12 protein-coding genes are annotated in these 22,384 nt (G+C 53.6%); 11 read left to right on the top strand and 1 reads right to left on the bottom strand.

All coding sequences use genetic code 11. The features are described from left to right. Window positions 1–98: 98 nt before the first annotated feature. The 7 genes from IDH41_RS21800 (at window position 99) to IDH41_RS32205 (ending at window position 12,392) form a co-directional block, all read left to right on the top strand. Window positions 99–1,100: a methionine ABC transporter ATP-binding protein gene (locus IDH41_RS21800; RefSeq protein ID WP_190864979.1), complete on the top strand. Its 1,002-nt coding sequence runs from the start codon at window positions 99–101 to the stop codon at window positions 1,098–1,100. Then, a complete protein-coding gene (locus tag IDH41_RS21795; RefSeq protein ID WP_190864827.1) occupies window positions 1,100–1,759 on the top strand; it encodes a methionine ABC transporter permease in 660 nt (219 codons plus the stop codon). Before IDH41_RS21800 ends, IDH41_RS21795 begins: the two co-directional genes overlap by 1 nt. 54 nt (window positions 1,760–1,813) lie before the next feature. Beyond that, the gene (locus IDH41_RS21790; RefSeq protein WP_190864823.1) at window positions 1,814–2,662 is read left to right on the top strand and encodes a MetQ/NlpA family ABC transporter substrate-binding protein; all 849 of its coding nucleotides are present in this window, start codon (window positions 1,814–1,816) and stop codon (window positions 2,660–2,662) included. Window positions 2,663–3,009: 347 nt separating this feature from the next. Further along, on the top strand, window positions 3,010–5,322 hold the full coding sequence (locus IDH41_RS21785) for an RCC1-like domain-containing protein (RefSeq protein WP_223829948.1): 2,313 nt from the start codon (window positions 3,010–3,012) through the stop codon (window positions 5,320–5,322). A gap of 14 nt (window positions 5,323–5,336) precedes the next feature. Further along, on the top strand, window positions 5,337–11,558 hold the full coding sequence (locus IDH41_RS21780) for an RHS repeat domain-containing protein (protein ID WP_190864821.1): 6,222 nt from the start codon (window positions 5,337–5,339) through the stop codon (window positions 11,556–11,558). A 12-nt stretch (window positions 11,559–11,570) separates the two neighbouring features. Continuing rightward, window positions 11,571–11,879, top strand: a complete 309-nt coding sequence (locus IDH41_RS21775; RefSeq protein ID WP_190864820.1) for a hypothetical protein — start codon at window positions 11,571–11,573, stop codon at window positions 11,877–11,879. A 159-nt stretch (window positions 11,880–12,038) separates the two neighbouring features. Next, window positions 12,039–12,392: an RNA 2'-phosphotransferase gene (locus IDH41_RS32205; protein WP_190864819.1), complete on the top strand. Its 354-nt coding sequence runs from the start codon at window positions 12,039–12,041 to the stop codon at window positions 12,390–12,392. Between the two features lie 367 nt (window positions 12,393–12,759). On the opposite strand, the gene IDH41_RS21765 is transcribed toward IDH41_RS32205, so the two are convergent. After that, a complete protein-coding gene (locus tag IDH41_RS21765; protein WP_190864817.1) occupies window positions 12,760–15,747 on the bottom strand; it encodes a S8 family serine peptidase in 2,988 nt (995 codons plus the stop codon). 432 nt (window positions 15,748–16,179) lie between these two features. Between IDH41_RS21765 and IDH41_RS21760 the strand changes: the two genes are divergently transcribed. The 4 genes from IDH41_RS21760 to IDH41_RS21745 all read left to right on the top strand — a co-directional run. Then, window positions 16,180–17,484, top strand: a complete 1,305-nt coding sequence (locus tag IDH41_RS21760) for a polysaccharide deacetylase family protein (RefSeq protein ID WP_190864815.1) — start codon at window positions 16,180–16,182, stop codon at window positions 17,482–17,484. A gap of 88 nt (window positions 17,485–17,572) precedes the next feature. Beyond that, on the top strand, window positions 17,573–18,604 hold the full coding sequence (locus tag IDH41_RS21755; RefSeq protein WP_190864814.1) for an AAA family ATPase: 1,032 nt from the start codon (window positions 17,573–17,575) through the stop codon (window positions 18,602–18,604). After that, on the top strand, window positions 18,601–20,079 hold the full coding sequence (locus IDH41_RS21750) for a DUF58 domain-containing protein (protein WP_190864812.1): 1,479 nt from the start codon (window positions 18,601–18,603) through the stop codon (window positions 20,077–20,079). The genes IDH41_RS21755 and IDH41_RS21750 overlap by 4 nt, the downstream gene beginning before the upstream one ends. After that, window positions 20,066–22,384: transglutaminase-like domain-containing protein (locus IDH41_RS21745; RefSeq protein ID WP_223829947.1), on the top strand; the 2,319-nt coding region annotated here is incomplete at its 3' end. The genes IDH41_RS21750 and IDH41_RS21745, both read left to right, overlap by 14 nt.

Raw genomic sequence — 22,384 nt, 5'->3', positions numbered from 1 at the left:
GGACCAGGGATGCTGGCGAGTGGTAGGTCTTGCTCATTGACATCATCCGGTCCCGGTAATATAATTTGGTTTTGTTTGTCCGATAGGAGGGTATTCAACTGATCAAGCTGCATAACATCAGAAAATCGTACCGGGTCGGCGGGTTGTCCGTCGAAGCCGTCCGGGACGTTAGCCTAACGGTGCATAAAGGGGAAATATTCGGCATTATCGGCCATTCGGGCGCGGGCAAGAGCACGCTGCTCCGCTGCGTCAACCTGCTTGAGAAGCCGACGTCGGGGACGGTGACGGTTGGCGACATGGAGCTGACCGGGCTGTCCGAAGGGCAGCTGCAGCGGCAGCGCAGGCGGATCGGGATGATTTTTCAGCATTTCAACCTGCTGTCCATGTCGACGGTTCGCGACAATATCGCATTCCCGCTGACGCTGGCCAAGCTGTCGAAGGCCGAGATCAATAAGCGGGTGGACGAGCTGCTGAAGCTCGTTCAGCTGGAGCAGCACGCGGACAAATATCCGGCGCAGCTGTCCGGCGGGCAGAAGCAGCGCGTCGGCATCGCGCGAGCGCTCGCGAACAATCCCGACGTGCTGCTGTGCGACGAGGCGACCTCGGCGCTCGACCCGCAGACGACGAACTCGATCTTATCGCTTCTGCTGGATATTAACGCGAAGCTGGGCATCACGATTCTGCTGATCACGCACGAGATGAACGTGATCCGCTCGATCTGCGATCGCGTCGCCGTCATCGACAAGGGCGAGATCGTGGAGATGGGCGACGTGCTACATGTCTTCCTGAAGCCGGAGCATCCGGTGACCCGCGATTTCGTCGACCAGGTAGCGGACAGCGGCGCGAATGGGCAGCTGCTGCGAGGCCGCAAGGGCCGGCTGCTGCGCATGACGTATATCGGCGACCTGACGTATGAGCCGATATTGTATAACGCGGTGAAGCCGACGGGAGTCGAATTCGCGATTTTGCAAGGCACGGTGTCGCGCATGAAGGAGACGCCGTACGGCCAGCTCATCGTGGAGCTGATCGGCAGCGACGCGGAGGTTGAGCGCGTCATCGGCGCGCTGCGCGCGGAAGGGCTGGAGGTGGAGGCGGTATGATGAGCTTCGAGAACGTCCGCTGGCCGGAAATTTGGGAAGCGTCGAAGGACACGCTGTACATGATGGCGGCATCGCTGTTGTTTACGGTTATCCTCGGGCTGATGCTCGGCATTATCCTATTTCTGACGTCCCGCCGGCAGCTGCTGGAGCAGCCCGTCGTGTACGGGATACTATCATTCGTCGTAAACGTACTGCGCTCCGTTCCGTTCGTCATTCTTATGATCATGATCATGCCGGTGACGAAGCTCATTACGGGCACGACGCTCGGCGTCGAAGGCTCGATCCCGCCGCTCGTCGTGGCGGCGACGCCGTTCTTCGCGCGGCTCGTCGAGACGTCGCTGCGCGAGGTCGACCGCGGCGTCATCGAAGCAGCGCAGGCGATGGGCGCGTCCAATTGGGACATCGTCCGGCGCGTGCTGCTGCGCGAATCGAGTCCGGGCCTGCTAGCGGCGGTCACGATCACGGCGGTGACGCTCGTCTCCTACACGGCGATGTCCGGCGTCATCGGCGGCGGTGGCCTCGGCGACTTGGCGCTCCGATACGGCTATCAGCGGTTTCAGACCGATGTCATGCTCGTGACCGTCGCGCTGCTCATCGTGCTCGTGCAGGTGCTGCAGTCGATTGGCGATGCACTCGTAAGGCGTTTCAGCAGGAAATAGGCTTTTATATATATTTTCAGCTTAGATAGCAATTACAGCAATGGAGGTAGGAAAATGAAGAAGACAAGCTTTGCGGTCGTCGCGCTCATGCTGATGTTCGCGCTGGCGGCTTGCGGCCAGGAGAAGGCGCCCGAGAACAACGGCGCGGAAGTGAACCAAGGGGCAGGGGAAGAGACGCCTGCCGAAGTGACCTTGAAGGTAGGGGCATCGCCGGTGCCTCACGCTAAAATACTGGAATACGTGAAGCCGATGCTGAAGGAGCAGGGCGTGAACCTGGAAATTATCGAGTTCAACGACTACGTTCAGCCGAATACGCAGCTGTACGAGAAGCAAATCGACGCGAACTTTTTCCAGCATACGCCGTACCTCGAGCAGTTCAACGCGGACAAGGGCTACGATCTCGTCAACGTAGCGGGCGTTCACATCGAGCCGTTCGGCGCATATTCGAAGAAGGTTAAGACAACCGAGGAGCTGAAGGAAGGCGCCAAGGTCGTCATCCCGAACGATCCGTCCAACGGCGGACGCGCGCTTGCGCTCATGGCCGCGAACGGCCTGATCACGCTGAAGGAAGGCGTCGGCGTTAACGGCACCGTGGCCGACATCGTTGATAATTCGAAGAAGCTCGACATCCGCGAAGTCGAAGCAGCGACGCTGCCGCGCGTACTGGATGAGGTCGATCTCGCCCTCATTAACACGAACTACGCGCTCGAAGCCGGCCTCGTGCCGACGACGGATGCCTTGTTCATCGAGGGCAACGACTCCCCTTACGTGAACATCCTCGTGTCCCGCCCGGACAACAAGGATTCCGAAGCGATGCAGAAGCTTGCGAATGCGCTGCGTACCGAAGAAGTGAAGCAGTTTATCGAGGAAGAGTATAAAGGCGCGATTGTTGCTGCGTTTTAAATAGTGGATGGGACGTCCCTGCCGGGTGGTGGGGGCGTTTTTTGTTGCCAAAATATAGTTTGACGATTGTTGAAGCGTTAGGTAATAAGGGTAGGAGTTAAAAAACTATGGCTCGTGTAATAGCGACAGCAGTCGACAATAAAAGAAAGTCTTCGCTATATACAAAAATATACAGTAAATAATATAATTTACATGCTATGATTTGTATTTTTTTCTATCATTTTGTAGTTTCTTGTTTGTCAATGAAAGGTAGTTCTGGAGGTGGTCGGAGTACATGTGACGATTTTCTTATAACGTAGTTCTGTCGTGTATGTAGAAACGTTCTAGAGAGTGAGGATGGCTAATCTATGAAACCTAGATTGTTAATTAGTGCTGTAGTTGCGATTTCGATGCTATGTGGTGCTTCAAGTCTCAGTGCGGATTCTGCCAATGTTAATCTATCAACGGCTCAGGTATCTGCAGGCGATAGCCACACACTGGCTTTAAAGAAGAATGGAACAGTATGGTCATGGGGATTCAATCAATACGGACAACTAGGCGACGGCACGACATTGGATAATGGTTCACCGATTCAGGTGAATGGTATTTCTGATGTGATAGAAGTATCTGCAGGTGAACAACACTCAGTAGCAGTTAAACGAGATGGTACGGTATGGACTTGGGGAAATAATAATAATGGGCAGTTAGGGGATGGAACTACTGTTTTTAAAACAGTTCCTACAGTGGTTCCGGGATTATCTGACATTATCGAAGTAGAAGCTGGCAGCTATTATACATTAGCTTTAAAACAAGACGGGACGGTTTGGGCGTGGGGGAATAACGCTAACGGACAATTGGGCGATGGGACTACTATCCAGCGATCTGTTCCTACTCGAGTGAATGGATTAACCAACGTAAAAGCAATTTCAGCCGGCGGCAGCCATTCTATTGTTGTTAAACAAGATGGAAGCGTGTGGACTTGGGGGAACAACACGAATGGACAACTCGGAAACGGAACAACCACAATCTCACTAGTTCCGGTTCAAATTAGCGGATTGTCTAATATGAAAACGGTATCTGCGGGAGGCAGCTTCTCGTTGGCGTTAAGCCAGAATGGGGAAGTGTTTTCATGGGGGCATAATCCATCCGGTCAACTTGGGATTAATTCAACCGCTCAGCAAGTGAGTCCCAATCTAGTCACAGGCCTTGAAAATATAACCGTAATATCGGCTGGAAAAAGTCATTCGATTGCGATAATGGACAACGGCACGGTATGGGTGTGGGGAGATAATTATAGCGGGCGTCTTGGAGATGGGACGATGACGCGTAGATTGGTAGCCACAAAGTTAAATAGTGTAACAAGTGTTGAGGCTATTTCGGCGGGAGGAAGTCATACTGTAGTTGTCAAAAAGGACGGGACGCTACGCTCCTGGGGATTAAACTACTATGGTCAGCTGGGGATTGGCGTTGTAGGCTTCCGCAGTACGGAATACGAGCAAGTGAACGGTTTATCGGAAATTAAAGCTTTGTCGGCAGGGGAGAGCCACACTTTAGCTGTTCATCAAGACGGTACAGTTTCAGGTTGGGGTGGAAATTCTTACGGAAAATTAGGGGATGGCACAACGTTCACTCAGATATATCCCACAGCAGTAAAAAACTTAAACAGTGTGGCGTCCGTATATGCTGGCATCAATCATTCAATGGCTATTAAAGAAGATGGAACGCTTTGGGCATGGGGACGCAATACGAACGGACAATTAGGCGATGGAACCACGACGCAAAGAGGCACTGCGATACAAGTAAACGGATTAATAGATGTGGTGGCTGTTTCCGCAGGAGCTAATCATTCCATAGCTCTGAAGAACGACGGCACGGTTTGGACTTGGGGAGATAATACAAATGGTCAACTTGGAAATGGAACTTCGACAGCAAGATCAATTCCTGCGCAAGTGGGCGGATTAACTAATGTGACGGCAGTTGCTGCTAATGGCAATTACTCCATTGTATTAAAGGATGATGGGACGGTATGGTCTTGGGGGCAAAACCAAAGCGGGCAGCTTGGGAATGGAACAACTACTGACAGCAGTACGCCGGTACAAGTCAGCGGGCTGACTAATGCTACTTCAATATCAGCGGGACTAACGCATGTGCTAGCTTTAATGCTAGATGGGACAATTCGCTCTTGGGGGCAGAATCTTTATGGCCAACTTGGCGACGGAGCAGGGGGAGTCAGAAATACGCCTGTTCAAGCAAGCAACATAACAAATGTGAAATCTATATTTGCCGGTTCTTATTACTCAGTTGCAATTAAACACGACGGAACCGTTTGGACTTGGGGGATTAATACTAAAGGTCAGTTAGGCGACGGCTCGTTAATCCTTAAAAGAACGCCGAACCAAGTTTATGAGATACCTCACATCCTTTCTTTAGCGGTCGGAGGAGAGCATACTGTTTTTGTTAAAAATGACGGGACCGTATGGGGCTGGGGATCCAATCAATACGATCAACTCGGTAACGGGTCAAGATATAAGTTAAATCCAATGTCAGTCGTTTTAAACAATGCGATCGTCTATGTGTACGATGCTGCAGGCCGGATTGATTATGTTCAATTTGACGGCGTGAAGTACAAATATGTCTATGATGATAACGGCAATCTAAAAACGATTCAGAGAGTTGTATAAAGGGAGCGATTGAATTGTTGACTTATAGGAGACTAATACGACATATTTCCATAGTTTTAATAATCACATTTTTCATCGGATTAATGACACCTTATGGACAGCAGACGATTAAAGCGGAAGGGGAAACGAATTCAAATTCAAATCCTTCACTCACGATAGAGACCGTTATAAATCGCTTCTCCGTCACCGAACAATTTATTCAACAATATATGGATTCAAGTTATACGCTTAGTCAGATCTATTCGGCTCTTTTCAAAGCGGAGATCGATGGTATTCCTTTCGAGGATGCGCTGCAAATTATATTTGCGCGAGAAGTTAATTTATCCTCAACGGTAACCGGAGAGGTTTACAATGAGTTGTCCTCGCCTGCACTTCGCGATCTGGTTATTGTTGAATTTGAGGATTCAACCGTGAGCGGACAAGTATACGAACCGATTGAAACCGAACAACCGATTGAATCCCCACCGCCGTCAGAGGAGCCGACAGCGTCTCCTGCACCTACGAACGAACCCGCCGAATCGCCTGCACCAACTGATATAACGCCTGAATCCCCGGCACCAACGGAAGAACCGACTACAGCCCCAACGGATCAAGCAACCGAAGAGTCTGAATCAACCGAGGAGATAGCCGAATCGTCTGTACCGACACAAGAAGCGACAAACTCGCCTATTTCAACGGAGGAACCGCAAGAGACTCCCGAGCCAACCGAAAAACCGGTAGAATCACCTTTACCAACGGACGAGGTCCTTGAGGGTATAGAGGTACCAAATATGAATGCGTTGGCTGATGAACCGGTGCTTGAGACTGCTCCGGTTTACGATAAAACGACGATAAATGAAGCTCCCTATTCGGTTGGGATAAACAATGAATCGATTTCAAGTTTATCTGGGAGTCTCTCGACGAGATATACGGATATGACTCTACCAGGCAGAGGTGGCCTATCTTTCTCTCTGGTTCGTCAATACAATTCAAGCGAATCCCAATTCTATGATATGGAGTATGGATCTCAGACCTACTCTTATGGGGTTTATCATTACTATGTGCAATATAATGCGGTAAGAAAAAGAATCATGCATCAATATCAAGTGAAATACAACGAAGCAAAGTGGGTGCAGGAAGATTACGATGGTAACGGATCGGTAGATTATAACACTTTTATTATTGACACGGTTCCGAAGACTAGAGGTACGTATTCGACTCAAGCTCAAGCGGAACAAGTCAAGAACCAGCCGCTGACATTTAATATTCCAGCAGACTCTATAACGCGTACAGACACACGAAGCAAACCAAGTTCGAATGATTTTGCGAGTAGCGTTATGTATTCGCAAAACGGATACAGCGGTGCTCTTTATAAGACAGGTGCGCCTTATGTGACAGCTGGAAGTTATACACCTGCTGACTCGAAAACAGCGACTAGTTCATGCGAAAATTCTATTGTTGGAAGATATAATCAATCGGGAATTTGGGAAGCAATAAGTTCTGGTACTTCTTGCCCTTCATCAATAAATTACAGCGGTAGTGGATATACCGGCACTTTAAGTAGAACAACTACAGATGTAATTAAGGCTTGCCCGACGAATGGCCAATATCCTTATCAATGTACAAAGTCTTGGCGAGCAAACTATTCGGGAACAGTAACAAAACCAGCTGTAGACACCCGTACCTGGACACAAAACTACAGAGGAACGGTAACGAAACCAGGTTATACCAGCTCGGTAAACTATGGCCCGTGGCAATCTAATGGCAGCGGTAGATGGAGATATGCTTATCAAATTAGCGGTTCACAATGGGTTGAGGCCCTCCCATATGAAGCAGAAAGCACAACTGTCCAGCTGGTTACGCCTCTTTATGAATATTCCAGCGATGCTACTACAGTTAGGAACGAGATTAATAGCAGCCCCGGAGCAAGCTTAGGGAGCGAGAACGGATACAATTATTACGTGTCCAACAGTCCAAACGCGGAAGTTAGGAGTTACCAAGTCGGCACGGGAACGGGTGTTACCTATTTCAACGACACCGCTATGCCTTTGAACGAAAAATTATATCCAATCGGCAAAGGCTGGTCTTGGAGTCTCCCGCATGTTGAGTCCGAGGACGGCAAACGATACGTGAACCTGGCAGACGGCGGTCGGTATGAAGTGGAAGGCAACAAGCTGAAAGGCTACAAATGGGAAGGTTTGTCATTCACGACCGACACTTCGGTAACCGTAAACGGAGAAGTCTCCAGCCATGTATTAACAACAGTAGACGGCAGAACGAAACAATACTTTGCGCAAGACGGGCGCATCCTCCAAATTTCCGATGCCTATGACAATACCATACAGTTTTTCTATACTCAAAATGCTGCTTACGGCAGAAAGCTTCTTAGCCAGATCAAGGACGCGATCGGGAATACGATACAGATCACTTACACTAATGCGGAAGTAACTATCAGCAATGGTACCGAAACGATAACGTATAAGAAGCATACCGAAGAAGGAATCGAGCTTCTGGATTCGGTTACCGATGCCGAAGGAAGACTGACTTCTTATTCCTATAAGTTAGCTTCCGCTAAATTTAACCTGATGACTTCGTATCCGGAACGCGCCAAAACAAATCCGTATGCTCTGCTTTGGAAAATCCAGCATCCGACAGGCGCAAAGACAGAATATACGTACGAGCAGCAGCCGGTTACGAGACGAATCGGAACGAATTCCGTTCAAGAAGCGTATAGAGTGGTTTCCCGTTTGGATCAGTTAGTTTATGAAACAGGCGAAACGAGAGACTTTAACCGTCATACCATGAACTATAATAGCAGCGATGTCGGACAAAGCTACGGACAAGATCATTCGTTCTCCACATCGATCGATAATGGGCTTACGCAAACGACGTATCGTTACAAAAAGGATTACATTGATGACCAAACGCCTTCGGTAATTCTATTAGAAGAACAAACCGAGCGTGCGCGTGAAATTGAGAAGAAAACAACATATGCCTATGACAAAAAAGTAGGCAGCCGTACTTATCCGGTTTCCGTACCGACAACAACGACACAAAGCAATAATCAGAATAGCGATATTTTTACCTCAAGCGCCCAATATGATGATTACGGGAATGTTTTGCAGTCTACAAACGCAAATGGGATTACGACAACTTATACGTATGACCCTGTTAAAAAGTGGATGCTTAGCGAGCGTATGCAGGTAGATGCAAACCGATTCACGTACACGTCGCATACGCGAAATACGCAAGGAGATATTACACAAACAACGATTAGGAATGACAATGAATCCGGTGCTATCCTGCAGCAAATTAGCTATAACAACTTCGATAGCCATGGAAATGTAACAAGCATTACCGTTCTGAATGGAGATAAGAGCACGCATAAGGTTGTTGAATACGATGCCAGCTACTTGAATGCATTCCCGACCAGTCAGAGCGTGACGGTGACGAACGCGGATAACGAAACCTCTACCATAACGACTCGTGCCGAGTATGACAGATTAACCGGTAACGTGACCGCTTCAATCGACGGCAATAATAACAGAACGGAATACAAGTACGATAAACTTGGACGTATCAAGCAGGTACTCCATCCGGATGGCAAAATTTTAAGCGCAGCCTATGACGATACCCTTAACACAGTTACCATTACGGACGTAGCTGGAAATCGAACGTTAACGCGTTGGAACGGCCTTGGATGGAAAGAAGAGGAAGGCGTAATTGATAACGAAGGTTATCAGAGAAGAGTTCAACTGGTTTACGATCCTCACGGACGTGTCATCGAAAGTAAGGATGCGCTGGATAATCGGGTCCAAATGGAGTACGACGCTTGGAGCCGACCGACAAAGACCATTGAAGCGGATAATTCAGAATCGATAACGACGTACAATGATGCCCTTCGGATTGTGACTCGTACGGATGCAGTTGGTTATACGCAGCACGAAACCTACGACAAGTTCGGCAGGCTGGAAAAAGTAGAAGAGCAATCTATCGCAAGCGGTGGAATCAGGCTCATATCACAGAACGTCTACGACCCTGTGAATGGCTTAGTCGTTCAGCAGACAGATGCCAACAATGAAACGACTACTTTTGCTTATGACCAATTAGGCCAATTGAGCAAAGTAACGAATGCGATGCTTGAATCGACGAGCTACGCCTACGATATGGCCGGTAATCTAATTGAAACAACCTATCCCGATGGAAACAAGCAACTGAAGGAGTACGATGAGTTGGGCAGGCTGATCCGGAGCACGGATCCTTTGCAAAAGAGCGACACGATCTACTATGACGCTAACGGGAACCGGATCAGGCTCGTAGATAAAGCGGGACAAGTATTCCACTACACTTACAATAACAGAAACTATCTTATGAGCAAGCAAGGACCGAGCGAGACCATTTCCTTCACCTTTACGGATAACGGATCCCGTGAGACGATGACAGATGGAACGGGTACAACGCAGTATACCTATAAGCCGCATACAGCCGAATTGGAATCGGTGATTTATCCAGACGGTAAAACGATAGCTTATTCGTATGATGATCAAAGCGGCCGACTATTGCAGATGACGACACCTTTCTCTGATACCGTAGGATATACTTACAATAATAGGAATCAACTGGAGAACGTGTCATGGAATGATGTAGTTCAGGAAAACTATAATTATTATGCTAACGGACAATTATCCTTCCAGCAGCAAGCGAACGGCATGCAAACGGAGTACAGCTATACGGACAATAGTCTAACAAACCTGAAATTTAAGACAACAAGTGGCGAAGTTGAGAGGGAATATGGTTATGGCTATGACTCGAATCGAAACATTACATCATTAAACGAATCCAACCATGGACTACTTACTTCGAGCGATACGTTCAGCTATGATCCATTAAGCCGTATAAGCACTTCATCGGAATATAACGAAGCGTATGCCTACGATAATCGCGGAAACCGACAAACGATGTCCACAGATAGCGATATCGGATTCCCGAAAGCAATGACTTATGAATACGATGAATGGGACCGATTGAAAAAAGTAACGAACGAGAACGGTGAAACTGTTACTTATCGCTATAACGGGGATAATCTTCTTGTTGAACGGCAAGAAAATGGGGTTATCACTCGTTATTACTATGACGGTCAACTAATCGTATCGGAAGGTATTGTGCAGCCCAACGGAGAAGTTATCGAGAAGGTCAGCTATCTGCGAGGGAACGGAGGCTTGACGCTTCAAGAAAACGGTGCAGGAGAGAAGGGCTACTATCTCCACAATGGGCACGGCGACGTAGTTGGTATTCGTGACGAAGCAGGAGCGGTGCTGAACGAGTACGATTACGATATTTGGGGCAATACGCTTGAGGCTCAAGAACAAGTGGATAACTCCTTCCGCTATTCTGGCGAGCTTTGGGACGAAACGACTGAACTGCAGTATCTTCGTGCTCGCTGGTACGATCCAAGTGTGGGAAGGTTTATTAATGAGGATACGTATGAGGGGGAACTCTCCAATCCGTTGAGTCAGAATCTTTATACGTATGTGCATAATAATCCGTTGATTTATGTTGATCCGACAGGCAATTACTGTGTTTCTAAAAATGGTAATTGGGCACATGGCGGTAGTTGCAATTCTTCTTCTTCGGTATATATGGGAAGTGATAATGAGTTTTCCGGCCATCCGATTATAGAAAATGGTAAACGTGTTGGATATTTAGGGACGTTTGGTCCATATTTACCTGCAACAGCAAACTATTGGTCTTCCAAACAATATGTCGACTATAATTTAACAAGAGCCAACAACATGGTTGCTGTTCAACAGATGTATGAAATGCAGATGTTTATGGAGGACATCACGGGCGTTTCATCAATGAAGGCGCTAGTGGATCCCAATACAACTCCGCTAATAGCGCTCATGTCCTTGTATGATTTAGTAGGTCCCGGTCCGAATGCTAACGTAAAGTGGACAAATCACGGTTATAAACACTTTGCTCAAAAAAACCTTTCATGGAAAGCAGTAATCAAGTCAACTAAAAACGGTGGCCCTGCCAGATATCTTCATGGTACTGATATAGAAGCAGTAGAGAGATTTGTTTGGGCCAATGGGACTCCTGTAACTAACGGGAAAGACTGGAAGGTTTTCAAATTCGACCAAGTTGTTGGAGCGAGTGATGGAAAAGAAACGCAATACATTCGTGTAGAACATAGCGGTGGAACTATTCACGGTCACCCAATAACAGTAGCTGAATATAAAAAACTTACGAAGTGAAGGAGACTGTTTGTGATTAACGACTTATCAATTGGTTCTGGAAAAATTGTATTTAATAATTTCCCGGAAAATGTCGAATTTAATACGCCAGAAGCATATGAAGAATTAAAAGAGGATTTAATTCAGATAGTGTACAGCAATCGTTTTCTAATTGATGTAGGCTGGTATCCGTCATTCCAAGAAAATGGTCAGTTTACTTTGTTTTTAATTGAAAATAATGATTGGGAAAAACCGGTGTTTAAAAAGAGGACAAGAAGTATTAAGGTAGTTAGGGAAATTATTGAGGAATATGCGGCATACATTGACTCGCAGTTGAAATAATTATACAAAATTTGCGCCACATGCGAGTGTAACAACTCCATGTGGTTTTCTTTTCCTAGCCCCATCCATCAACAATTGGACAAGCCAAAGACGGTATATAGTTTAGCGTACCAACAGGATGAAATCCGCTCGTATTGTTAGGAGCAACGATGGAAATTAATGGAGGATAGGTATGAAGGTGAATTGACGAATCCACTTACGTTGAATCTTTGTTTAAATTTGGATTATCAAAAGTTAAGTAAAAAGGTCTCATACGCGCTAAGGCATGCACCCTGGGAATATGAATTAGTAATGGATTCAGAAGGCTGGGTTGCTATTGAACGGTTAATGCAAGCATTACGCTCAAAAGAGCAATGGGACGGGCAATCTGTACCAATTAAAGACGAAGGGGAGGAACCTATCGAGGAAATCGAGGTAGGTGACAAAGTCCTAGCCTTAATACTGTCAGATACCATCAATTTTACGGTTGCGGACTACCAAAGGTATTATGTAACGGATATTGGATTCGGGTGAGCATAATACAAAATGTTTTGATACGGCAGGATTTGAAAAGCGGTTATCAACCTTCACTTTTTTATTCTTACTGCAATAACTAGTTAATGAATCCAACCTCACTAATTATGAATCAAACCTCACAATCCACCGGCTAAGTTAGAGCAAGTGTACGATTAATGAGGCAAACCTCACTCGCCATGAAGACAGGTTCACGGGGAGTGAGGTTTGCCTCATTGTTTTGGAGCGGGACCGGTATTCAGCGAAAATTAGTGAGGTTAAGGGTACAAATTACTGAGTCTTCCTCATAGCCTGCTGCCGCAGACAGAAAGAGAGCCCCGCAAAGGGACTCTCTTTCGTTAATAACGGCGAACACACTTCCGCTTCTTCACTCAAGCTCGCCTTTCGGCTTGTTAGGCTTCCCTTTTTTAATTTTCACGGTATGGGCCGGTTCCAGCGTGCCGTTGCCGGCTAGATCGTAGACGTAGACTTCGACCGGCTTAAGTCCTGGCTTATACGGGACCTGGATGCTGAAGCTGCCGTCCGGCGCGATCACGCCATCGGCTTGCACCCAGCCTTTATTCTTGTATAGTGCGGCAACGCCAACAGCCGAATAATCGCCGAACAGGTCAATCATATAATCGCTTTTGATTTGCCCGGTAATGGTCGCCATGCCTTTCTGGACTGTATAAGCAGGCTTATCGAGTGCCGAGACCGGCGGACTCACGTCGATGACAAATGGCGATGCCTGTGCCTCGAGCGGCGCGGCGGATGCCGCATCATTGCCGGCCCATGGGAGGATGACGTATAAGCCTTCCTCTAACGGGGCCGAACCCGACGGATTCGTTACCTGGCCATCCCAGCCTTCAATGATATAGCTGCCGGGGGCGATGCCGTCCGCAGTCTCCAGAATGGTTCCTTTCCACTCCGCGGTAACGGCATCGTACACATCCAGAGAGAAATACGGAGAAGCCAAATTCACGTTAAAGGCAATATTGGCCGTATCCGTTACGCCGTCGCCATTCGGAGAGAAGATGGGCGGTTCCAAGGCTACATGGGATATCGCATCCGGGATATCGACATCGCCGACGTAGACTACGAATGGAAGGTGCAGGGTATGCCCGCCTCCTTCGGCCAAAATGACTTTCCCCTCGTAACGGCCGTCGGCCGCATAGGGATCCACTTGCAGCGCAATATCGAAAAGTGCGGAGCCTCCCGCGCTTACGGCTACGTTCGTTTTGCTGGTGGTGAGGGTGCCGGCGGCTTCGCCGTGCCATACCGTGGCGATCGAATAGGCGGAAGCGGTCCCTGCAATATCTTTTAAGGTAACAGTTCTCTTGTCGGCCGCCCCGGCCTCCTTCTGTCCGAAGGAGATGCTGCCGGTCAAATACGGCATGCTCTCGCCGCCCGGTACCGCGCTCGTTGCTTGTTCGACCATGGCTACAGCCTTCGCTTCAATCGTCGGCCCGAGGTCCGCCCGGCCTGCTCCTTGCGCCATGGACGAATACCGCTGGCCTTCGCGGTCGGCCAATTCGAATGCGTTGTTCATCAGCAAGGACTTCACCTCGAACGGTTCCATCGTGCCGTATTTCTGCAATAACAGCGCGGCGGCTCCGGCGATATGAGGGCTGGCCATGCTCGTTCCTTGCAAATCGGCGTAGGCATTCTCGTAATTTCCGTCAAAAGCGGGAACGGAGGAGCGGATCGCCACGCCCGGCGCCGAAAGATCCGGCTTGATCGTCAGTCCGGGCAAGGTGGGACCAATCGAACTGAATTCGCCGATGAAGTCCTGCTCCAGCTCGATCCCGAACGTAACGAGGTACGACTCGTTCGCATCGGCCTGCGCTTTGAGGGCCAAGCCGACTTCTTGCGAAAGGCTCATCGTAGGGATATAGTCGCCTTCCGAGCCCAGCGTACCGCCGAAGTTTCCGGGTTCATTGTTGTAGATAACGGCCGCGGCGGCTCCGGCTGCTTGCGCGTTTAATGATTTTTCGGTAAAAGAAATCGAACCGCGGGCGATTAACGCCGCCTTCCCGCTCAAATCTTTTCCTTCGAAATCCGCGGCAGTGCCGAGTCCCGCATCGACTAGCTCCAAAGGCTGGCCTTGCAAATCCCCTAATTCCGGGGAATAGGCCATCATGCTCGCGTAAGCCTTATCGATACCGTCTGCTTGAATCGTAGGGATGTTAAGCGGCGGCGAGGAAGCGCCGACCGAAATCGCTATGTCCGCCGTTCCCGGAGAACCGACCGTATAGTCGTCGGGGCCGTCGTTCCCGTTCGCGGTTACGGCGACGACCCCGTCCAGCATCGCGTTGTTCAGCGCGATAGCGGTTGCGTCATATTGATCGTTCACGCTGCTCCCTAACGATAAGTTGATGATATCCATATCGTCGAGAACCGACCGTTCGATGGCCGCTAGCACATCCTCCGTCGAGCCGGTGCCGCCGGGTCCCAGAACGCGGTAGGCATATAGATCGGAGCCATAGGCAACGCCGCGTACCCAGCCGGTGCCGCTATCGGGATTAAGCGGATCGCCGCGGCCGGCAATCGTTCCCGAGACATGGGTACCGTGATCGGTAGCCGCTTCCGGATCGTTCGGATCGGGAGGCGTCTCCATCGGGTCGGCATCGTCGTCGACAAAGTCGTATCCCCCTTTATAGGCCGGGGCCAAGCTTGGATGACGGTAATCAATGCCGGTATCCAATACGCCGACCTTGATGCCGGTTCCGTCGAACCCAAGATCCCACAAGTAGCCGGCTCCCATAAAAGGGGCGCTTTCATCCATATTCGGCGTGAAGCTGTCGATGGGCGACACTTTTAATTCCAGATCGGGGTAGACGGCTTTCACGCCCGGCAGCAATAACAAGCCCTCGACTTGATTGCCTGGAATCGTTAAGGAGTAGCCGTTAAAGACTTGCTTATATTGTCTTTTCGGTTTGGCGCTTAATTTGGCCAAAGACGCCTCGAATGCGGTTTGTTCGGCCGATAGCTCGCTTTGATGCAAATCATCGGACTTCATAAGGCCTTTCTTCGTTTTTGTGCGATGGACGGATACGGGGTCCGTCTTCAGCTCGACAATGACGTCGACGGGCTCCGGGCTGTCCGAAGCCGGGACGAAATTTCGAGGTTCGATGATTTTGCTTAAAAGGGAATGGTTCGAGCTGACGGCTCCTTGCTTCAGCGCTTCCCGTTTCAAGGAATGATCGAACGTCGAGGCTATTTTTGCCGAAGGCGGCGTGAATTGGTCCGCATCCAGGGAAGAGTGAAGGCGTTTCGCTTCGGCTGCCGATCCTGCCGCAGGGGAGGCGAGCGAAACTGCGAAAGCCAAAAGAATGGAAAGGGTTAACCATCTTTTTCGAAAACTGGTTCGGTGCATAATCTCCCTCCGATATCGTTTTTTGAAAAACAGGCAACACCGTTCGACCTTTTCTTATCCGGTCCGAATCCACCTCCTTCGCGCGGTCGGTTTGTCACGCCGTTAGTTTAAAGGATGAAATTTAAATTTTTTGTTGAATTTTCTGTAAACTTAAAAAATAAGTAGATTTTCCTATGAAGATTTAAAGTAGGATTTGACAGACGAGAGATACCCTGCGGCGGGGGACGGGAAATTTGCGTCAATTCGTAAGGTTCAGGGTATTAAATAGTGAGTCTTCCTCATCGTAAACGCCTGCCGCCGCGGAAAGCTCAACACTCTATTAGCGCACCGGGAACGAGAACTAGCCGGCTCAGTCATTTCGTAGAAATGGCGCTCATATAATCTACCAGGACGAGATTCTATTCATAGCTGGGAGAAGGGTGGCAGATGGGGATGCGGCGATTGGTACAGGCAGCGATTTGCGTGATGGCGGCGTGGTTTGGGTTGTTCGAGCTGGGGGGCTTGGCGGTGTATAGAGGGGAAGCGGCGATGGAGTCGGCGGCCGTGCAAGTACTGGCGGCGGCGAAGGCTGTGGCGGTGGAAGGTCAAGGCGCGGCGAAGCCCGCGACGGTGACTTATTATGAAGAGCTGCCGCTGCTCGTAGAGCCCGCTGCGCAAGAGACGGGCGAGCAGGCGGACAAGCAAGCGGCAAGCGGGAAAATCGTCTATTTGACCTTTGACGACGGGCCGAGCCGCAACACGGAGCAGGTGCTGGCGATTTTGCGGGAAGCGGGCGTGAAGGCGACGTTTTTCGTGCTGGGCGAGCATGTGAAGCAGCACCCGTCCCTGGCGAAGCGGATCGCGAAGGAAGGCCATTCGATCGGCAATCATACGTTTAATCATAGATATGACAGCTTATACGGCAGCTTTGCGGAATTCGCAAGCCAGGTGACGAAGACCGACGAGCTGATCTATAAAACGACCGGCGTTCGGTCGACGCTGTTCCGCGCGCCGGGCGGGACGTACGGCAATTTTGACAAAGGCTATTTCGAGGCGATGGAGGCGGCCGGCTACCGGGTGCATGACTGGAACGTGGACAGCGGCGATTCGAAGCGGCTCGGCGTGCCGAGCGACGAGATCCTCGCCGCGATCAGAGGCTCCAAGCTGGCGGATAAGCTCGTCGTGCTGCTGCATGACAGCGCGGGCCATGAGGAGTCGGTCAAGGCTTTGCCGGAAATCATCGCCTACTACAAGGAGAAAGGGTATTCGTTCGCGCCGATTACGGAGGAGACGGAGCCGATTCGTTTTGCGCTCGCAAGCAAGGCGAAGTGGAGCCGGGCCAAGGTGACGCAGGCGGAGGCGAAGAAGCTGGCGCAATTCTCGGAAGCGCTCGGACGCGAGGCGCGGCAGGAGCAGGAGGCGATGAAGGAGCCTGTGCTCATTGTGCATCGGGGCGAGGAGAAGCTGGAGCTGACGCCGGAGGAGTACGGGATGCGCAAGGGCTCGATTGAACTGTCGTTGACGAAGCTGATGGATTTTATCGGCGGCAGCACGGTGCTGGATTTGGAGAACGGCGTGGTCGAGGCGAGCAAGGACAATGTGCACGTCATCTGGATGTGCAATCCCGCCGGAGATGCCGAAGCGGTGCAGGAGGAGCGGATCGCGGTTCCCGTGCGCTCGACGCTGCAAAAATTCGGCGTCGGCATTGCCAGCTTCGTCTATGACGACGAGCGGCGCGAAGTATGGTTGACGGAATAATAGAGGGCGCTCTAGCAGGTCTAAAGAGAGTGGAAGCTGGGGAAACTGAAAAGTAGATAGATTTATTTTTCAGGAGGCGAACGTTGATATGCTATCTCCCCAATTTTCCGAGGAACCGAAAGAGGACCGCTTTCGCCATTGGCCGGAGGCGCCGCAGGTGCTGCTGCACCGGCTGCTAGTCAAAGTAGAGGGCGTATTGCTAGGCAAACAGGAAGTCATTAAACATACATTAACCGCGCTGCTCGCCGGCGGCCACGTGCTGCTGGAGGACGTGCCGGGCGTCGGCAAGACGCTGCTGGCGCAGGCGTTCGCGCGAGCGGTCGGCGGCGATTTCAAACGGATCCAATTTACCTCCGACATGCTGCCGGCCGACGTGGTCGGGGGCGTCGTGCTCGATGCGCGCACGGGCGAGCTTGTCTATCGCCCGGGGCCGATCATGGGCAACGTCGTCCTGGCGGACGAAATCAACCGGACGTCGCCGCGCACGCAGTCCGCGCTGCTCGAGGCGATGGAGGAGCGGCGCGTTACGGTGGAGGGCAAAACCCGCCGGCTGCCCGTTCCGTTCATGCTGATCGCCACGCAAAATCCGCTCAGCTTCGAAGGGACGAACACGCTGCCGGAGGCGCAATTGGACCGGTTCATGATGCGGCTTACGATCGGCTATCCCGGCTCCGCGGAGGAGAAGCGGATGCTCGAGCAATACGCGGGCGGAAGCCGGGTCGAGCCGGAGCGGCTGCGCCCGGTCATCGCGACCGAGGAGTGGCTCCAGATGCAGGCGGAGGCCCGTCAGACGCATATGCACCCGGCGCTCCTCGATTATATGGTGCAGGTGGCGGACGCGACGCGCCGCTCGCCGGAGGTCGCGCTCGGCTTAAGCCCGCGCGCCCTGCGCGACTGGCTGCGCGCCTCGCAGGCGATCGCCTACATGGAAGGCCGGGGTTACGCGGTGCCCGACGACTTGCTGGCAACGGCCGACGCCGTGCTGCCGCATCGCTTGTCGCTGCGGCACGGAGCGGCGGCATCCGGCGCAAGCGCGGCGGCCGTCATTCGGCGCGCGGTCCGCGAATGCCCGCTGCCGGCCGCGGCGGGCATCGGCCACGGAGGCGGGAGACGCCGATGAATACGCACGCGACGGAGGATCGGATGCGGCAGGAGGGCTTCGGCGGCGAAGCTGCGTTTCGGCATGCGGGAGCTCCGGAGCCGGAGCGGCGGCAGCCGGAAGAGGCGGTGCGAAAGGACGTCATAGCCGAACCATTGAAGAGGGAGCCGGAAGGCGGCGAATACCGGACGAGATGGCTCGCTTGGACGATCATCGCGGCCGGGTGGGCCGGAAGCTTGGCGGCCATTGTGCTGCGCGGCGGCGCAGCGGAATGGTTTCTAGCTGCGGTTCTTGGCCTCGTCATCATCGTCAGCGGCTTGGCGCCGATTATGGCCGCCGCAGGCTTAAGGGCGGAACGGACGGTTATGAAGCAAGAGGTGCGGGAGGGAGGAAGGCAAGCGGTCCGTTTAACGGTGGGACGCTCCTATTTCGTCCCTTTCGTCTGGTTCGCCGTGCGGGATGCGGCGGTGAACGAGACTTCCCCTTCGAGCCGGGCGATCGGTTACCAGACGGTCGTCGCGCCGCTTGGACGGAAAGAGATCAGCGTTCATTATTTTTTGCATAAATTAAGGCGGGGACGGCATCCGTACGGTCCCGTATCCGTCACGGTCGGGGATTGGCTCGGCCTCACCGCGGTTCACAAAAAAATCGAGGCGGCTTCCGAGTTTATCGTGCTGCCCGGCCTTCCCGCCGAGGAGAGGCTGGACGACGCCGGGCAAGCCGGCATCGCGGCGGCAGGCGAAGCAAGGCGGACGCTTGCCGGAGCGCCCATCGATCCGAGAGGGGAGATGGGCCGCGAGGAGGTGTACGCCGCCGTGCGCGCGGCCGGCATCGGTCCGGACAGCCGGCCTTACCGGGAAGGCGATTCGCTTCGCCATTTGGACTGGCGCAGCGCGGCGAAGGGACGCGGCCTGCAGACGAAGCTGTTCCCGCAGGAGCGGCCCGTCCAAACCTATATCGCGATCGATACGGCGGCGGCCGGTTACGACAAGGACGACCTCTTGTTCGACGCCTGCGTCGGCTGGGCGGCGCTGGCGGTGCGGCAGGCAGTCGCCAGCGGCAATGCCGTCACGCTGTTGACGGGGCAGGGCGCGGCGACTGCGGGCTCTGACGTGAAGGATTGGAGCCGGCAGAACGGCGAAGCGGAGCTGCTGCGCGAGATGGCTTTGCTGCGGGCGGACGGCCAACGTTCTTTGGCCGGCTCGCTTGCGAGCGGGGAGAAGGCGCTGGCGCGCGGCGGCGCGGTGCTCGTCTTCACCGCGGATTGGCAGGGCGGAAGAAGCTGGGGCGAGCTGGCCGGGTACGCGGCGGAGCAGGGCTGCCGGATGGAGCTTTTTATCGTGACGCGCCATCATGCGCCGACCTTCGCCATGCGCGAGCAGCAACAATGGCTGGCGCGCGGCGGCGTGAAGGTCACCTGGCTGAACGTGCCGGACGCCATGGGCGAGCTGCCGTACGCTTCCGGGGAAGGGGGCGAAGCTCATGTCGATGTCTAACGGCGGCCGGACGGAGACGGGACGCGATGCCAGGCCGACCGGCGGCGATGGCGGAGACGGGCCGTTCCTTTACCGGCTTTTGACGAGCGCCCTGCTATTCGGGCTTTTGGCGGAGTGGCTGCTCCCTTGGGCGAACGCCAAGGAATGGGGAATCGCGTATCATCCCGAGCCGCTCTTGCTCGTGATCGGCTGCGTGCTCGGGCTCGGGCTGTTCCGATTGCCGATGGCGTTCACGCTGCCCTTCAACGTCGTTTTATGCGTGCTCAGCCTCATGTGGCTTTATAAAGGAACGAATCAGAACAGCGTGGAGTGGCTGCTCGGTTTTCCCGGCATGATCAAGGAGCATGCCGGCCTGATCTTCCGGCACGGCTTGTGGGCGATGTCCGGGGAGCTGCGAACGATTCTGCTGTTCGTGGGCTGGGCGATGCTCGCGCCGGCGCTGCAGGCGCTCATCTGGATGCGCCAGACGGCGCTCGGCCTTGCCGCCCTTACGGCGGCGTATTTGCTCGCGCTGCATGTGTGGCTTGGCTTCGACATTATGGGCGGCTTGCTGCGGACGGTGCTGGAAGGGCTGCTGCTCGGCGCGGTCGTCTGCGTGCCGAGAGTGAGGCGGATGGTTGCGGGCGGGACCGGGAAGCTCACGAAGCTGGATTTGCGCTGGCTGACGGGAGCGGGCTTCGTCGCGCTTACGATCGTCGGCTGCGGCCTTCTGTTCGCCAGCGGCAAGGAGGCGGAGATGCCGCCCGCCGGTTGGGCGAGCTCGCTTACCGACCGGCTGGAGAACGCCGTCAACTCGATCGGCGGAGGCGACGGCTCCTCCATTACGGTCAGCGGGCAGCCGGCGCTGGAAAGGCTCGGCGGCGCTTTTACCGGCTACGGCTTTGACGACCGCGAGCTCGGCGCGCCGGTCCGGAAGGACGACCGCGTTATTTTCACGGGAAGCTCGCCGGTCAAGGCATATTGGCGCGGGGAAGCGCTGCGGCTGTACGACGGGCGCGGCTGGAGCGGGGAATGGAGCGCCCCGGTGCTGCGCCCGATTCGCGGCGCCGGAGGAACGGCCTCCGTCGAAACGGGAAGCGGAGCGGAGCGGCTGCAGACGGGCCCCGTTGTCCGCCAAACGGTCGTCTATGCGGAGCCTGCGGCGGCGATGCCGTTATTCAGCTCCGGCCTGTCCGGGCGAGTGTCCGAATTAATCGCGGCCGACCCGAGGCGCAAGCTGAACAGCTACGTTGCGGACGAGGAGTCGGGCGCTCTGTTCGCGCAGTCGGAGACGGCGAAGATCGAGCGGTATACGGTGGAGAGCGTGCTAGCGGTGACGGACGCGGAGCAGCTGCGCGCCTTGGGCAGCACCTCGGATAACGGGAAGCTGGCGGAGCGGGATTCGGCGGGCGGCAACGCCGTGGCGGATCAAGATGCCGCGCGGCCGACATCGGCCGATCCGGATTCGGCTTCGGCGGATAGGGGCGGACCGTGGGAGACGGATGCGGAAGAGGGGAAACCGGAAGAGACCGAGTCGGCCTCTGTGGATGATGGAAGACCTGAAGGCGCATCCGTCGCCGATACGGTTGAGGGGAATCCGGAAAACCTAATCGATGCCGATGCGGTTGAGGGGAATCCGGAAAACCTAATTTCCGCCGAGGCGGCTTGGCAGGAGCTGCCGGCCGAGCTGCGGGCGGAGCTTGAGCCTTATTTGCAGCTGCCGGATTCGCTGCCCGGGCGGGTATCCGCCTTGGCGTCGGAAGTCGCGGGCGGCGGCGTGACGAACCGGTACGATCAGGTGAAGGCGATCGAACAGTTTTTGAAACGAAGCTATGCGTACACGCTGGAGGACAGCGCGGTGCCGCCGAAGGGCAGCGACTTCGTCGACTATTTCTTGTTCGAGCAGCGGCAAGGCTACTGCGTCCACTTCTCGTCGGCGATGGTCGTGCTGCTCCGGACGCAGGGCATTCCCGCCCGGTGGGTGAAGGGCTTCACGCCCGGCACGCCGGTCGGCGAGCCCGCCGGGGCAAGCGATGGCGGCGCCAAGCTGGTCGATTACGCGGTGCGCGGCTCGGACGCGCATGCCTGGGTAGAAGTGTACTTCCCTGGCGCGGGCTGGGTGCCGTTCGACCCGACGCCGGGATTCGGCGGCGTCGCCAGCGTCGCGTCCGCCCCTCCGGCGGGCGGCGCTGATGCGGCATCGGCCGATGAGACCTCGGCCGACGAAGGCGTCGCGGCCGGCTGGCTCGCGGCCGCAGTTGCGCGAGCGGCAGACGCGCTCGCGCAGGCGGCGCAAAGCGCCGCCAAGGGCGCGGCGGCGGCATCG

Origin of the sequence: Paenibacillus arenilitoris (assembly GCF_014705655.1) — a bacterium.
GTDB lineage: Bacteria > Bacillota > Bacilli > Paenibacillales > Paenibacillaceae > Pristimantibacillus > Pristimantibacillus arenilitoris.
Note: the sequence above shows the minus strand (reverse complement) of the source record. Positions and strands in the feature narration are given on the sequence as shown.